Consider the following 15,033-nt stretch of genomic DNA (forward strand, 5'->3'; position numbering starts at 1 on the left):
GTCTGCCAACCCGTGCGCCATCGTCCCCATCCCGTGCGCAACCGTCTTCCGGCTCGTGTGGAGGCCGCAGTCCACCCTCTTGCGTGAAACAGTTAACCTTCCTAATAATTGGCGGACAGTCGATGGCTGTGGATGCCCGACCGCTCGGTGGAGGACCACATGAGACGCCGCAGAAGCCTTGTCCTGTCCGTAGTCGCCGGCCTCGTGGCGGCGGTCGGCGTCGCCTGGGGAGCGCTGCCCGCGTACGCCGCCGGGCCGACCGCGACCTTCGTCAAGACCTCCGACTGGGGCTCCGGCTGGGAGGGGAAGTACACCATCACCAACGGCGGCACCAGCGCCATCAACGGCTGGTCGGTCGCCTTCGACCTGCCCGCCGGCACCACGATGGGCAGCTACTGGGACGCGCTGCTGACCTCCTCGGGCCAGCGGCACACCTTCACCAACCGGTCCTGGAACGGCAGCATCGCGCCCGGCGCCTCGGTGTCGTTCGGCTTCCTCGCCACCGGCTCCGGCACCCCGGCCAACTGCACCCTCAACGGCGCGGCCTGCGGCGGCGGCAGCACGCCGACCACCCCGCCGGCCACCCGCCCGCCGACGACGCCACCCAGCACCGGGACACCGACCACCCCGCCGACCAACCCGCCCGCGACCGGGCTGCCCAAGCACTTCCTGACCGGCTACTGGCACAACTTCGACAACCCGGCGGTCGAGCTGCGACTGCGGGACGTGCCCGCCGAGTACGACCTGATCGCCGTCGCCTTCGCCGAGGCCACCAGCACCCCCGGCGCGGTCACCTTCGGCATCGACCCCGGGCTGTCGGCCTCGGTCGGCGGCTACACCAACGCCGACTTCACCGCCGACGTCCGGACCGTCAAGGCACGGGGCAAGAAGGTGATCCTCTCGGTCGGCGGCGAGACCGGCCGGGTCGCCGTCAACGACGCGGCCTCGGCGACCAACTTCAGCAACAGCGTCTACAGCCTGATCCAGCAGTACGGCTTCGACGGCGTCGACATCGACCTGGAGAACGGGCTCAACCCGACGTACATGGCGCAGGCGCTGCGGTCACTGCGCAGCCGGGTCGGGTCCGGCCTGATCATCACGATGGCACCGCAGACCATCGACATGCAGTCGCCGTCGGTGTCGTACTTCAAGCTGGCCCTGGACATCCGCGACATCCTCACCGTCGTGCACACCCAGTTCTACAACTCCGGCTCGATGCTCGGCTGCGACCAGTCCTTCGCGTACTCCCAGGGCACGGTGAACTTCATGACGGCGCTGGCCTGCCTGCAACTCGAAGCCGGACTCCGCCCCGACCAGGTGGCGCTCGGGCTGCCCGCCGGTCCCGGCGCGGCCGGCGGCGGCATCGTCGCACCGAGCCTGGTCAACCAGGCGCTGGACTGCCTGGCCAGGGGGACGAGCTGCGGCAGCTTCCGCCCGCCGCGCACCTATCCCGGGATCCGGGGCGCGATGACCTGGTCGATCAACTGGGACGTCGCCAACGGCAACAGCTTCGCCCGGACCGTCCGGCCGCACCTGAACACGCTGCCCTGACCGGTGACGCACCGGCGGTGCACCGACGATGCACCGCCGATGCACCGTCGGTGCACCGTCGGTGCACCGGTGCCGGGTCGTCAGCGGGTGCTGGCGGCCTGGCGCCGGTGCGAGCGCCGGCGCAGCTTCTTCACCACCCACAGCCCGATCATGACCGCGAAGATGGCCAGCAGCCCGTAGTCGAAGTAGCTGGCGTACTTGTCGATCTGCTGCCACCGCGACCCGAGGCCGTAGCCGAGGCCGACGAAGATCGCGTTCCAGAGACCGCTGCCCAGCGTGGTCAGCACCAGGAACCGGCCCAACGGCATCCGGTCGGCGCCGGCCGGGATCGAGACCAGGCTGCGGAACACCGGGATCATCCGGCCGAAGAAGACCGCCCACGAGCCGTGCCGCTCGAACCAGCGGTCGGCCCGGTCCAGGTCGTCGGTGTCGACCAGCGGAATCCGGTCCAGCCAGCGCTTGAGCCGGTCCTCGCCGAGCGCCGCGCCGAGCCAGTAGAGCAGCAGCGCGCCGAGCACCGATCCGGCGGTGGCGGAGAGCGCCACCAGGACCACGTTCATCCGGCCCTCGCCGGCCAGGTAGCCGGCCATCGCCAGCACCAGTTCGCTCGGCACCGGCGGGATGATGTTCTCCAGCGCGACCAGCAGACCCACTCCGGGTACGCCCATCGCGTCGATCACCCCGGCTATCCAGCCGGTCAGTCCGCCGAGTTGCGTCGGGTCCACGTCCTGGGCGAGGGCCACGGCGCACCCACTCCTTCGTCGGCTCGTCGGTCGTCGGCTCAGGGAAAGCCCGGGAGAAGAGGTCTGCGTACCCCGAGATCGCCCCGCTTACACCCGCCGCCGCGACGGTCCGGCACACCGATCCGGTTTGCCGAGCCGGCAGATCGGAAATGAGCTTCCGTCATGACGGACCGGTGGTACGCGGAGGCGGTCGTCTACTGCCTCGACATCGACACGTACGCCGACTCGGACGGCGACGGGATCGGCGACATCAGGGGCCTGATCGGCCGCCTCGACTACCTGGCCCGGCTCGGGGTGACCTGTCTCTGGTTGCACCCGATCCATCCCTCGACCCAGCGCGACGACGGCTACGACGCCACCGACTTCTACGGCGTCGACCCCCGGCTCGGCACCCTGGGCGACTTCGCGGAGCTGCTGCACCAGGCCGCCAACCGGGGCATCAAGGTCATCATCGACCTCGTCGTCAACCACACCTCGGACCAGCATCCGTGGTTCGTCTCCGCCCGTTCCTCGCCCGACTCGCCGTACCGGGACTGGTACGTCTGGTCCGACGAGGCGCCACCGGACCGGCGTCAGGGGATGGTCTTCCCCGGCGAGCAGGACGAGACCTGGAGCTACGACCGGACCGCGAAGGCGTGGTTCTACCACCGCTTCTACCGCTTCCAGCCGGATCTCAACTTCGGCAACCCGGCGGTACGGGCCGAGGTCAAGAAGATCATGTCGTTCTGGCTCCAGCTCGGGGTGGCCGGATTCCGGATCGACGCGGCGCCGTTCATCATCGAGCTGACCGAGCCCGGCAACCCGGACTCGCCGAAGGATTTCGAGTTCCTGACCGAGCTGCGCCAGCACGTCCAGTGGCGGCGGGCCGACGCGCTGCTGCTGGCCGAGGCGAACGTGCAGCCGGCGCAGCTCGTCGACTACTTCGGCGACAGCGGTGGCTCCGCCAACCGGCTGCACATGCTCTTCGACTTCATGCTGAACGGCCGGCTGATGCTCGCGCTGGCCCGGCAGGATCCGGAGCCGATCGTCGACGCGCTGCGGGACACCCCGGCGCTGCCGGCCGGTGCCCAGTGGGCCACCTTCCTGCGCAACCACGACGAGATCGACCTCTCCCGGCTCACCGCCGAGCAGCGGGCCCAGGTCTACGCGGAGTTCGGCCCGGACGAGAACATGCGGATCTACGACCGGGGCATCCGGCGCCGGCTCGCCCCGATGCTCGGCAACGACCGGCGCCGGATCGAGATGGCGTACGCCCTCCAGTTCTCGCTGCGCGGCACGCCGGTGCTCCGCTACGGCGAGGAGATCGGGATGGGGGAGGACCTGTCGCTGCCGGGCCGGGAGTCGATCCGTACCCCGATGCAGTGGTCCGGGAAGCCCAACGCCGGCTTCTCCAGCGCCCCGGCCGACAAGCTGGTCCGGCCGGTGATCGACAGCGGCGAGTTCGGCTTCGAGCGGGTCAACGTCACCGCGCAGCGGCACGACCCGAAGTCCCTGCTGGCCTGGTTCGAGCGGATGATCCGTACCCTGCGGGAGGCGCCCGAGGTCGGCTCCGGCTCGTGCACGCACGTCGACCAGGAGATGCCGCACGGGGTGCTCGCGCACCGCGCCGACGGCCCGACCGGCTGCATGCTCTTCCTGCACAACCTCGGTACCCGGCCGGCCGTGGTCAACCTGGGCGCGCTGCTGCCGGAGGCGGACATGCCGATCGACGTACTCGCCGACCGGGAGTACCCGCCGGTGGGCAAGCTCGACGCGCTGGAACTGGCCGGGTACGGCTACCGCTGGATCCGGCTGTACCGCTCCGACCTGGTCGAGTGATCCGGTCCCGGCGGGCGGCGGCTCAGGCGGGTCGGGCGGAACGGGTGCGGCGCAGCCAGAGCAGGCCGAGCACCGGGAGCACCAGCGGGATGTAGCCGTAGCCGCCGCCGAAGTCCGACCAGACGGTGTCGTCCGGGAAGAGTGCCGGGTCGAGCAGGCTCAACGCCCCGACGCTGAGCACCCCGACGAGTTCCACGGTGCAGCAGACCAGCGCGGTGCGACGCCCGACCCGGTCGCCCCGGGCCAGCCCGATCGTCGCGACGATGTAGATCGCCGCGGCGAGCGCGGAGAGCAGGTACGCGACCGGCGCCTCGTCGAACTTAGTGATGATCTGCACACCGGCCCGGCAGCTCGCGGCGATGGCGAAGAGGATGTAGACCGCGACCAACGCCCGCCCCGGACCGCTGTTGACCCGCCTGGGCGGTGTGCCGGAGGTCGCCGGCTCGGTGGTCACCGGCTCAGCCACCGGGGAGCTGCCAGGTCTGTTGCAGGCGTACCACGACCACCGGGATCACCAGGCAGACGACGGTGACGATCACCGAGCCCCAGCGGGTCGGTTCCATCCGGGCCAGCACGCCGGCCAGCGGCGGCAGGCAGACCAGGGTGACCAGGTAGCCGGCGAAGGTGCCGGCCTCGGCGGGCTGCTCGCCGCCGATCCAGGCGACCACCGCCGCGGCGGCGAGCGCCAGCAGCACCAGCTCCAGCACGGCCAGGCCGGCGAGGTGGGAGACGTCCGGCGGCCGGTTGCGCATGGTCGTGACCAGGCTCCAGCCGGCGAGTACGAGCGAGAGCACGATCGAGGACGCGACCAGGAAGTCGTTCATCGGCCGGCCCCGGGGTGTACGCCGGTGCGCGAGGGCGGCGCGGCGGCGCGGGACCGGTCTCGGCTCACCGCCGCAGTCTACTAACCGGCGTAGTAGCGCCGGTGACCGGGGCGGAGGCACAGGTCGACCGCCTATCCGATCTCCTCGGGCCACTCTCATGATATCGGCCTGGCAAGCCGGTTCGCGTCGGCGCGAATGATGATTTCTCAGCCCTGAACCGTACATATGCTCGCCGGAAGCCACGCTTGGACTCACCGGGGGAGCACTGTGTCCGACGCCCGAACTCAGGAGATCGCCGCCGAACAACAGGTCGTCGACCGGGTCTACGCGCGGCTCGACGTGCTGCGGAAGCAGGCCGCAGCCCTCGCCGACGAGGGTAGGCAGCGGGCGGCCGCCGGCCCGCTCACCGGGTTGGTGGAGCGCGACGCCATGGCGCACCGGGCCGCCACCCGGTTGCGGGCGCTCGACGCCGAGGCGGAGGGCCTGGTCTTCGGCCGGCTCGACTTCGACGACGGCGAGACCTACCGGATCGGGCGGCTGGGCGTACGCGAGGGCACCGAACCGCTCCTGATCGACTGGCGGGCACCCGCCGCCGCGCCGTTCTACCGGGCCACCCCGGGAGAGCCGCTCGGCGTGGTACGCCGCCGGGTGATCATCTGCCGGGGTCCGCAGGTCGTCGACCTCGACGACGACGTGCTCTCCCCGGACGACGCCGGCAACCTCCGGGTACTCGGCGAGGGTGCACTGCTGGCCGCGCTGCGCCGCTCCCGTGGCCCGCACATGCGCGACATCGTCACCACGATCCAGCGGGAACAGGACGAGGCCATCCGGGCGCCGGCCCGGGGCGTCACGCTGATCACCGGCGGGCCGGGGACCGGCAAGACGCAGGTGGCCCTGCACCGGGCGGCGTACCTGCTCTACACCGACCGGGGCCGGTTCACCGACGGTCGCATCCTGGTGGTCGGCCCCTCGACGGTCTTCACCAACTACATCGGCCGGGTGCTGCCCTCGCTCGGCGAGGAGAGCGTGCACCTGCGTGCCCTCGGCGAACTCGTCGACGGGGTGACCGCCACCCGCCGGGACCGGGCGGAGGTCGCCCGGATCAAGGGCAGCGAGCGGATCCGGGACGTGCTCACCGAGCTGATCTGGCAGACGCCGCCGACGGCGCCGGACCGGCTGCGCCTCGTCTACGCCGGGCAGGTGCTCACGGTGGACGGCGACGACCTGCCGGCGGCCCGCCGTCGGGTACGGGAGCGGTGCGAGGCGACCGGCACGTTGCCGAACGCCGCCCGCCAGGCCGCCGCCGCGGTTCTGCTGGACGCCCTCTGGAGCAGGGTCGACGGCGACCACCTCGACCGGCGACTCTTCACCGAGGAGGTCGGCGACCGGGGCGAGTTCCGCCGGTTCCTCCAGGCCTGGTGGCCGGTGCTGACCCCGACGGCCGTACTCGGCTGGCTCGCCGACCCCGCCCGGGTGGTCGGGCTGGACGACCGGGCCGCCGAGACGCTCGCCGACTCCTACCGGAGCCGGCCCGGCGACTGGTCCGTGGACGACGTGCCGCTCCTCGACGAGCTGACCCAACTGCTCGGCGAGCCGCCCGCCGCGCCGAGGGCACCGGAGCCGGAGTGGCGGCTGCGCGAGCTGAGTACCGGTACCCGGGTCGTGCACACCTTCGTGCTCGGCACCGGCCTGCGCGACGGCTGGGAGCTGTACGCGCCGGGGCACCCGACCCCGATCGCCCTCGCCGGACCGGGGATCGACAACGACGCGGTCGGCGCCGCCCAGCGCTGGGCCGAGGCCGTCATCCTCCGGGAGGGGCACCGGGTGGTCGGTTGGACCGACGGGTACGACCCGCACGGCGAGGAGGGCTACGTGCCGGTGCTCGCCGAACCGCTGCCGGTGCCGGAGCCCGAGGACGAGTCGTCGGTCGGCGACCCCTACCTGCACGTGATCCTTGACGAGGCGCAGGACCTGTCGCCGATGGAGTGCCGGATGATCGCCCGCCGGGCCGAGTACGCCTCGATGACGGTCGTCGGCGATCTCGGGCAGGCGACCCACCCGCTGGCGGTCGACTCCTGGCCGGCACTGCTCGCCCGGCTCGCCAAGCGCGAGGTACGCACACTGGAGCTGAACACCGGATACCGGGTACCGCAGGTCGTCGCGGAGTACGCGGCCCGGGTCCTCGCCCCCGGCATCGCGCCGACCCGTTCGTACCGGCCCGGCGGGACGCTGTCGGTGCGGCAGGTCGACGATCTCCACGCGGCGGTCCGGGCGGCGGCCGGGCAGGCCCCGCCCGACACGACGGTCGCGGTCATCGCCGCCGACGAGACGGCCGACGAACTCGCCGGGCTCGTCGACGCTCCCGGTGTCGCCGTCGTGCCGGCGAGCCTCTGCAAGGGGCTGGAGTACGACCACGTGGTCGTGGTCGAGCCGGCCGACATCGTGGCCGCCGAACCGCGCGGTCTCAACCGGCTCTACGTCGTGCTGACCCGGGCCGTCGCCGGCCTGGTGGTGCTGCACCGCAAGCCGCTGCCCGAGGCCCTGCGGGAGTGACGTCGACCGGTTCGGGGCGTACCGGGGGACCGGGCGATCATGACCGGATTATCAGCACCTTCTATGATTGGCGGCACCCCGACCGCCACCTCACCGGGAGCCCCTCCGCGTGGACCTGTCCGGCATCGACGCGCTCTCCGCGCTGCTGATCGCCGGTGGTGTGGTGCTGTTCTCCCTCCTCGTCCTCGCCGTGGTGGCGGACCGGCCGAGGACACCGCGACCCGACCCGGAGCGGCTGCGCGCCGCCGCCGAGGAGCTGGAGGCGTACGCGGTGGCGACCCAGACCGACGCCGGCCGGGCCGCCGCGATCGCCGCCGCCGCCCGGGTGGCGCTGGCCGAGGCGGAACGGCACCGGGACGAGGCGTGGGCCTACCAGGAGACGGCCGAGCGGGAGTACGACCGGGCCTGGCAGGCGGTACTCGCCGGTCGGGAGGAGGCGAGCAGGGCGCCGGTCGCCGACACCGGATCCGATCCGGAACGGGACCGGGCGGTGGGCCGGGCGGCGCTGGCGGCGTACCGGCGCGGGGATCTCTCACTGCCGCAACTTCGTGAGGTGTTCCGGCGTACCGGAAACTGGGACCCGGCGCAGGAGGAGCGGGAGCGGCTGCTCGACCTCGCCCGGATGCGGCTGGCCGAGGCGCGCCGGGCGTACGACCGGACCGCCGCGCTGGCCCGGCGCGCCGAGCAGGAGGTCAGCAGCGCCGAGGCGGCCGCCTGGGAACTGCTCTCCGAGGCGAACCGGTCGGTCGCCGAGGCGCGGGAGGCCTACCACACCGTCCAGCGGTTCGAGCAGCGGCGCGGCCGGACCCGACGGCGGCGCCGACGGCGGGCCGGCTAGGTCGGCCGGTCGCGCCCCGGTCCGGTGTGTTAGGAAGAATTCCCTGCTCAAAGCGGCGCGAAGAGGGGTTACCCGTGCTCACGTTCGGACTGTTCGGCACCGGTCACTGGGCGGCGGAGGTGCACGCGGCCGCGCTCGCCGGGCATCCCCGGGCCCGCCTCGCCGGAGTCTGGGGCCGGGACCCGGCCAAGGCCGAGGCGCTGGCCGACCGCTACGGCGTGCCGGCCTACGCCGACGCCGACGCGCTGATCGAGGACGTGCAGGCGGTCTCGGTGGCGCTGCCGCCGGACGTGCAGGCCGATCTGGCGGTACGGGCCGCCACCGCCGGCCGGCACCTGCTGCTGGACAAGCCGCTGGCGCTGAGCCTGCCCGACGCCGACCGGGTGGTGGCGGCCGCCGCGCAGAGCGGGGTCGCCTCGGTGGTCTTCTTCACCAACCGCTTCCAGCCGGCCATCTCCACCTTCCTGGCCAGCGCGGCGGCGACCGGAGGCTGGCAGAGCGCCCGGGGCGTGCACTACGCGTCGATCTTCCAGCCCGGCAACCCGTACGGCGGATCGGCCTGGCGGCGCACCGAGGGCGCGCTCTGGGACGTCGGCCCGCACGCGCTCTCGCTGGTCCTGCCGGTGCTCGGCGAGGTGACCGAGGTCGCCGCGATGAGCGGCCCCCGCAACAGCGTGCACCTGACGCTGGCGCACGGCGAGAGCGCGACCAGCACCCTGTCGCTGGCCCTGGACGCCCCACCCGCCTCGACCACCGTCGAGTTCGCCTTCTACGGCGACGACGGCATCGCGGTGCTGCCGGAGCGGGACAGCACGCCGGTGGACGCGCTCCGGCTGGCGATCGAGCAGCTCTGCACCGAGGTCGACAGCGGCACCCGCGACCAGCAGTGCGACGTGCGGTTCGGCCGGGACGTGGTGTCGGTGCTCGCCGCCGCGCAGACCGCCCGCGAGCAGCGCCGCACCGTCACCCTGCCGTCCTGATCCCGGCGCCGACGCTGTCCGCCGCCGGCCGGCCCGAGCCGGCGAGCACGACCCGTCCGCCGGGGTCGGGCCGCCCCGTGACGGCCCGACCCCGGGGGCCGGCGCGGCGGGACGGGCGAGCCACCGGGAGGGGACGGTGCTCGGGCCGGAGCAGCTCCGTCCGCCCGCTACGCCGGGTTGTTCCTGCCAGGAACGCTAGGAATATCCGGTGGTCGCCGGAATGGGGCCGGACGCCGGACGGAGGTGTAGCTAACCCCACCCCCGGCCGGCGCGTTACCGCACTGCCGCCGCCGGCCGCGACCCGCCAGACTTGACCACATGAAAACCGGAGCGGTACGCGCCGCCGGGCTCGCCCTGCTGCACGGGGCGGCGCTGGCCGGGCTGGGCCTGGCCGGGGCGGTGGCGCTCCTGGTGCACCTGGTCTTCTTCGTGCCGGGATTCGGGCTCGGCCTGCTCTTCCTGCTGCCGCTGCCGATCCTGGCCGGGCGGCACCTGACCAACCTGGTCCGGCGGCTGGCCGGCGCCAACTCCGAGCCGGTCGGCTCGCCGTACCGGCCCCGACCGGCGCCGCCGCAGCCGGAGGCGGACGGGCGCTATCCGCACGAGAACCGGCTCTACCGGCGGCCCTGGGTCCCGGCGTTCCTCCGCCTGCTGGACTGGCTGCTCGGCGACCCGGCCACCTATCGGGACCTGGCCTGGATGGCCCTCACCCCGGCGGCCGGGCTGCTGCTCGGCGGCCTGCCGGTCGCGCTGGTCGGCGCCGGTGGCTGGTACGCGGTGACCGCCGCCGACCGGCACTGGTGGGCGGTACCGGCCGGACTCGCCCTCGCCGCCGCCGGGCTGGCGCTGGCCCCGTGGCTGCGTACCCTGCACCTGGCGTGGACCCGCTGGTGGCTGGCGCCGACGCAGCGGCAGCCCGGCCGCCTCCGGGTCTGGTACGGCCGACAACTCCTGCTGCTGCTCCGGCTCCTCTCCCTGCTCGGGCTGAGCCTGCTCGCCCTGCCGCTGGCCGCGATCTCCGTCGTCGCCCTGGTGCTGACCTACGGCCTCGGCGTCGTGCCGGTGCTGCCACCCGTGATCGAGAACATCCGCCCGCTGCCGGAACTGCGCCGACGGCTGGCCGGGCAGTGGAGCGGGGTGGCCGTGGAGTCGCCGTACCTGCCCCGGCCGGCGGTGCCGGACCCTCGCCCGGACGGCCGCTACCAGGTCGGCAACAACCTCTACCAGACCGAGCGGTGGGCGGCGTACGGCCTGCGGCTGCGCTGGCTCACCCGGGACCCGGCGAGCTGGCGGGACTTCGGCTGGCTGCTGCTCGACCCGGTCGTCGGCGGGCTCTCCCTGGCCGCCCCGCTGGCCGCGATCGGCTACGGGATCTTCGGGCTGGCCATGCCGAGGCTCTGGATGCTGGTCGGGCTGCGGGCCGACGGCGGCACCGACTGGTACGCCTCGGTCGCCGGCTCCGAGGCGGCGGCGATCCCGGTCGGGCTGGCCCTGGCCGCGCTCGGCCTGCTGGCCGCCCCGGCGATGCTCCGGCTCAACGGCCGGTGGGCCGCGCTGCTGCTCGCCCCGACCGCCAAGGCCAGGCTGGCGCTGCGGGTGCAGCGGCTCACCGAGACCCGGGCCGACGCCACCGAGACCCAGGCGGCCGAGCTGCGCCGGATCGAACGCGACCTGCACGACGGCGCCCAGGCCCGGCTGGTGGCGATGGGCATCAACCTCGGCAACGTCGAATACCTGCTGGACAAGGATCCGGAGGCCGCCCGGGCGCTGCTGGCCGAGACGCGGCAGGCGTCGGCCAAGGCGCTCATCGAGCTGCGCGACCTGGTCCGGGGAATCCATCCGCCGGTACTCGCCGAGCGCGGGCTCGTCGACGCCGTTCGGGCGCTCGCCCTGGACACCCCGGTCCGGACCGACGTCACCGTCGAGCTGCCCGGCCGGCCGGAGCCGCCGATCGAGTCGGCGGTCTACTTCGCGGTGAGCGAACTGCTCACCAACGCGGTGAAGCACGCCCGCGCCGCCCGGATCACCGTCGATCTCGGGTACGCCGACGGCCGGCTGCGGGTCGTGGTCGCCGACGACGGGCGGGGCGGCGCGGACGAGGCGCGGGGTAGTGGGCTGCGCGGCATCGCCCGCCGGCTCGGTACATTCGACGGCGTCGTCGACCTGAGCAGTCCGCCGGGCGGCCCGACGGCGGTGAAACTGGAGGTGCCGTGCGCGTTGTCCTCGCCGAGGACCTCTATCTCCTGAGGGACGGCCTGGCCCGGATGCTGACCGCGCACGGCTTCGACGTGGTGGCGGCGGTGGAGACCGGTCCGGAGCTGCTGGCGGCGCTGCTGGAGCTGCGCCCCGACGTCGCCGTGGTGGACGTACGCCTGCCGCCGACCCAGACCGACGAGGGTCTCCAGGCGGCGTTGGCGGCCCGTCGGGAGGTGCCCGGACTGCCGGTGCTGGTCCTCTCCCAGCACGTCGAGCAGCTCTACGCCCGGGAACTGCTCGCCGACGGCACCGGCGGGGTCGGCTACCTGCTCAAGGACCGGGTCTTCAACGCGGAGCAGTTCGTCGACGCGGTACGCCGGGTGGCCGGCGGCGGCATGGCGATGGACCCGGACGTGATCGCCAAGCTGGTCGCCCGGAGCAGCCGGGACGCCCCGATGGCCCGGTTGACGCCCCGGGAGCGGGAGGTGCTGGAGCTGATGGCGGAGGGACGCTCGAACAGCGCGATCGGGCAGCGGCTCTTCCTCAGCGAGAGCGCGGTCGGCAAGCACACCGCCAGCATCTTCGGCAAGCTCGACCTGGCACAGTCGGACGACGACAACCGTCGGGTACTCGCCGTGCTGGCGTACCTGAACGGCGCCGCCGGCGGCTGAAGCCGGTCCGTCAGGAGAGTTCGATGATCGCGTCGCCGATGTCGGCGGGGGTCTGGAACTGCTCGGCCGGCAGCGACTGGAGCAACTTCAGGGTCTGGGTGTCGACGCCGGTCTCCTGGGCCCAGCGCACCAGGTCCTCCTTCGACACCGGGTAGTCCAGACCGGCGAGCGACTCCTGCAACTGCATCGCGTTAGCTCGCATGCTGGTCGAATACCCGATCCCGGCCCCGCCACACCCGGCGTTTACCCGGCCGGTCCGCCGGGTAGCCGCCGCCCATGCAGGTTCACCGGCTCGGGGCCCCGGACGACTTCGACCCGCTGTTGGAGCGTATCGGCTCGGCCCGGGTGGTGATGCTCGGCGAGGCGAGCCACGGCACGTACGACTACTACCGGCTGCGCGAGCAGTTGACCCGGCGGCTGATCGCCGAGTGCGGCTTCTCGTTCGTCGCCGTCGAGGGCGACTGGCCGGACTGCGACCTGGCGCACCGCTCCGTGACCGGCGCCCCGAGCGGGGACGACGACCCGCAGCGCGCGCTGGAACGGTTCGAGCGGTGGCCGACCTGGATGTGGGCGAACGCCGAGGTGTCCCGGTTCTGCCGCTGGCTGCGGGCCTGGAACCTGGACCGGCCGGACGGGCAGCGGGCCGGCTTCCACGGGCTCGACGTCTACAGCCTGTGGGACTCGATGCAGGCGATCCTGGACTACCTGGGCGAGGAGGATCCGGCGTCGCTGGAGACCGCCCAGGAGGCGTACCGGTGCTTCGAGCCGTACGGCACCCGGATCGAGGAGTACGGGCTGGCGAGCCGGTTCGTCTCGGCCCGCTGCGAGGAAGAGGTGGTACGGCTGCTGGCGCGTACCCGGGAACGGGCCGCCGCCGACGGTGCCGACGCCTTCTCCGCCTGGCAGAACGCGGAGGTGGTGGCCGGCGCGGAGAAGTACTACCGGGCGATGGTCGGCGGCGGTCCGCAGTCCTGGAACGTCCGGGACAGGCACATGGTCGACACCCTCGATCGGCTGCTGGACCGGTACGGCCCGCAGGCCCGGGCGGTGGTCTGGGCGCACAACACGCACGTCGGGGATGCCCGGGCCACCGACATGGCCGCCGGTGGGATGGTCAACATCGGCCAGCTCGCCCGCGAGCGGCACGGCACCGACGACGTGGTGCTGGTCGGCTTCGGCAGCTATCAGGGCAGTGTGGTCGCCGCCAACCGGTGGGGCGCGCCGGCCGAGGTGATGACGGTGCCGGTGGCCCGGGCCGGGTCGATCGAGGAGCGGCTGCACCACCTGCTGCCCGAGCGCGCGCTGCTGGTCTTCGACTCCGGCGACCGGCCGGACTGGCTGGACGAGGAGGCCGACCACCGGGCGATCGGGGTGGTCTACGACCCGTCCTTCGAGGCGTGGGGCAACTACGTGCCGACCCGGCTCGGCGACCGGTACGACGCCTTCATCTGGTGCGACCACACCACCGCCCTGCACCCGCTCCCCGCACCCACCGCCCCGGGCGAGCTGGAGACGTACCCGTCGGGGGTGTGACATGCGCGGGTCGTCTGAAGTGGGTCACCGGTAGGGGATTTCCTCGACGGTGCTGGTGCCGGAGCCTTCGCGGGATTCCCAGGTCCAGGTTTCGTGTAGGCGTAGGCGGCCGTCGGGCAGCGTCGAGATCCGGCTGCGGCAGTGGCCGGTGGAGGTGTGACCGACGGTGTTCAGCTGCACGTAGCGGAAGTCGAGGCTGTCGCCGTCCCGGGTGCCGACCAGGTGGCCGCTCCGGATGTTGCCGCCGGAGTACACCGCCGAGATCTCCCCACCGCGCTCGCGGTAGTCGAAGACGGTCGCGGCCCCGACCTCGCCGCCGTCGACCTCGGCCACCGCGCGGAACCGCCGGCCGTCGAGCGACGGCAGCGGACCTTCCGGTACGTCGCCGGCGATCCTCCGCTCGAAGCAGAGCTGGTTGTACGGGCTGTCGCCGTACACCGGGATCTGCCGGTAGCCGGCCGAGCGGTAGAGCGCCGCCGCCTCCGGCAGCGATCGGTGGGTGCCCAGCCGCACGGTGTGCAGGCCACGGGCCGCCGCCTCTCCTTCCAGCTCGGCGAGGAGTCGGCGGCCGAGCCCCAGGCCACGGGCGTCGCCGTGCACCCAGAGATGGCAGAGTTCCGCGACGCCCGGGGCGAGGGTACGGATTCCGCCGCAGCCGATCGGGTGCCCCTGCTCGTACGCGACCAGGAAGGCGCCGCCGGTCCCGCCGAGTTCGGCCGGGTCTGCCAGCGCCCGGCTGTCGTACCCCTCGGGAAACCTGGTGGACAGCTCGGCGGCGTACCCGGTCAGGCACTCCCGGGCGGTGGCCGAGCCGGCGTCGGTCGGCTCGACGGTGACGGCGGCCAGCCGGAGCAGCCGGCGGACCCGCTGCTGGGCGGTGATCAGTTCCGCCCGTTGGGCGGCGGTGAGCGGGGCCAGCAGTTGGCCGGCGGCGGCGGTCGAGCGGCGCTCCAGCTCGGTGAGTTCGGCGCTGCCGGCGTCGGTCGGTTCGGCCACCCGGACCCGGCCGTCCGTCTCGTGTGCCCGAAGCTGGACCAGGCCCTGCCCTTCCAGGGAACGGAGCGACCGGCTCAGGTAGCCGGAGTCCCAGCCGAGCCGGCTGCGCAGGTCGCGGACGGTGGCGCCGGTGCCGATCTCGTAGAGCAGTCGGGCCTCGCTGAGCGGCCGATCCTGCCCGAGGTAGCGGTCGGTGAGCAGCCCGATCCGCTGCGAATAGTAGCGGTTGAAGTCGCGGACCGACCGCGCCTGGTCGAGCATCGTCCCCTGGGCAGAAATCCCGGTCATTCTCTGACTATAGTCAGAGATCTTTCGGCGGTCAGTCCTGCG

At 73.0% G+C, this 15,033-nt stretch carries 13 protein-coding genes; 8 read left to right on the plus strand and 5 right to left on the minus strand.

All coding sequences use genetic code 11. The features are described 5' to 3' along the window. Positions 1 to 159: 159 nt before the first annotated feature. Complete coding sequence (locus C6W10_RS11095; protein WP_107263850.1) at positions 160 to 1,551, plus strand: chitinase; 1,392 nt, start codon at positions 160 to 162, stop codon at positions 1,549 to 1,551. An 80-nt stretch (positions 1,552 to 1,631) separates the two neighbouring features. On the opposite strand, the gene C6W10_RS11100 is transcribed toward C6W10_RS11095, so the two are convergent. Continuing rightward, on the minus strand, positions 1,632 to 2,294 hold the full coding sequence (locus C6W10_RS11100) for a DedA family protein (protein ID WP_107257992.1): 663 nt from the start codon (positions 2,292 to 2,294) through the stop codon (positions 1,632 to 1,634). 162 nt (positions 2,295 to 2,456) lie between these two features. Here C6W10_RS11100 and C6W10_RS11105 point away from each other — a divergent pair, with 162 nt between their 5' ends. Then, a complete protein-coding gene (locus tag C6W10_RS11105; protein ID WP_107257993.1) occupies positions 2,457 to 4,112 on the plus strand; it encodes an alpha-amylase family protein in 1,656 nt (551 codons plus the stop codon). A gap of 22 nt (positions 4,113 to 4,134) precedes the next feature. On the opposite strand, the gene C6W10_RS11110 is transcribed toward C6W10_RS11105, so the two are convergent. Together C6W10_RS11110 and C6W10_RS11115 are read right to left on the minus strand one after the other, a co-directional pair. Continuing rightward, on the minus strand, positions 4,135 to 4,578 hold the full coding sequence (locus C6W10_RS11110) for a hypothetical protein (RefSeq protein WP_369938233.1): 444 nt from the start codon (positions 4,576 to 4,578) through the stop codon (positions 4,135 to 4,137). Then, positions 4,571 to 4,936, minus strand: a complete 366-nt coding sequence (locus C6W10_RS11115; RefSeq protein ID WP_107257994.1) for a hypothetical protein — start codon at positions 4,934 to 4,936, stop codon at positions 4,571 to 4,573. Before C6W10_RS11115 ends, C6W10_RS11110 begins: the two co-directional genes overlap by 8 nt. Positions 4,937 to 5,203: 267 nt before the next feature. On the opposite strand from C6W10_RS11115, the gene C6W10_RS11120 reads away from it, so the two are divergent. From C6W10_RS11120 to C6W10_RS11140, 5 genes are all read left to right on the plus strand, one after another. Then, a complete protein-coding gene (locus tag C6W10_RS11120; RefSeq protein WP_107257995.1) occupies positions 5,204 to 7,489 on the plus strand; it encodes a UvrD-helicase domain-containing protein in 2,286 nt (761 codons plus the stop codon). Between the two features lie 109 nt (positions 7,490 to 7,598). After that, on the plus strand, positions 7,599 to 8,327 hold the full coding sequence (locus tag C6W10_RS11125; RefSeq protein ID WP_107257996.1) for a hypothetical protein: 729 nt from the start codon (positions 7,599 to 7,601) through the stop codon (positions 8,325 to 8,327). 74 nt (positions 8,328 to 8,401) lie between these two features. After that, positions 8,402 to 9,307 (plus strand): Gfo/Idh/MocA family protein, encoded by a 906-nt coding sequence (locus C6W10_RS11130; protein ID WP_107257997.1) that lies wholly within the window; start codon positions 8,402 to 8,404, stop codon positions 9,305 to 9,307. A gap of 318 nt (positions 9,308 to 9,625) precedes the next feature. Next, positions 9,626 to 11,554 (plus strand): sensor histidine kinase, encoded by a 1,929-nt coding sequence (locus tag C6W10_RS11135; protein ID WP_234361699.1) that lies wholly within the window; start codon positions 9,626 to 9,628, stop codon positions 11,552 to 11,554. After that, positions 11,518 to 12,174 carry a response regulator transcription factor gene (locus C6W10_RS11140; RefSeq protein ID WP_107257998.1) on the plus strand — a complete coding sequence of 219 codons (657 nt, stop codon included), beginning with the start codon at positions 11,518 to 11,520 and terminating at the stop codon, positions 12,172 to 12,174. The genes C6W10_RS11135 and C6W10_RS11140 overlap by 37 nt, the downstream gene beginning before the upstream one ends. A 10-nt stretch (positions 12,175 to 12,184) precedes the next feature. Here C6W10_RS11140 and C6W10_RS11145 read toward each other — a convergent pair whose 3' ends face one another. Beyond that, a complete protein-coding gene (locus C6W10_RS11145; protein ID WP_107257999.1) occupies positions 12,185 to 12,376 on the minus strand; it encodes a DUF2795 domain-containing protein in 192 nt (63 codons plus the stop codon). 74 nt (positions 12,377 to 12,450) lie between these two features. On the opposite strand from C6W10_RS11145, the gene C6W10_RS11150 reads away from it, so the two are divergent. Then, positions 12,451 to 13,707 carry an erythromycin esterase family protein gene (locus C6W10_RS11150; protein WP_107258000.1) on the plus strand — a complete coding sequence of 419 codons (1,257 nt, stop codon included), beginning with the start codon at positions 12,451 to 12,453 and terminating at the stop codon, positions 13,705 to 13,707. Positions 13,708 to 13,731: 24 nt separating this feature from the next. On the opposite strand, the gene C6W10_RS11155 is transcribed toward C6W10_RS11150, so the two are convergent. Continuing rightward, entirely contained in the window at positions 13,732 to 14,991 is a 1,260-nt protein-coding gene (locus tag C6W10_RS11155; protein WP_234361700.1) for a bifunctional helix-turn-helix transcriptional regulator/GNAT family N-acetyltransferase, read from the minus strand. Positions 14,992 to 15,033 lie beyond the last annotated feature (42 nt).

This window comes from Plantactinospora sp. BB1, from assembly GCF_003030385.1.
GTDB lineage: Bacteria > Actinomycetota > Actinomycetes > Mycobacteriales > Micromonosporaceae > Plantactinospora.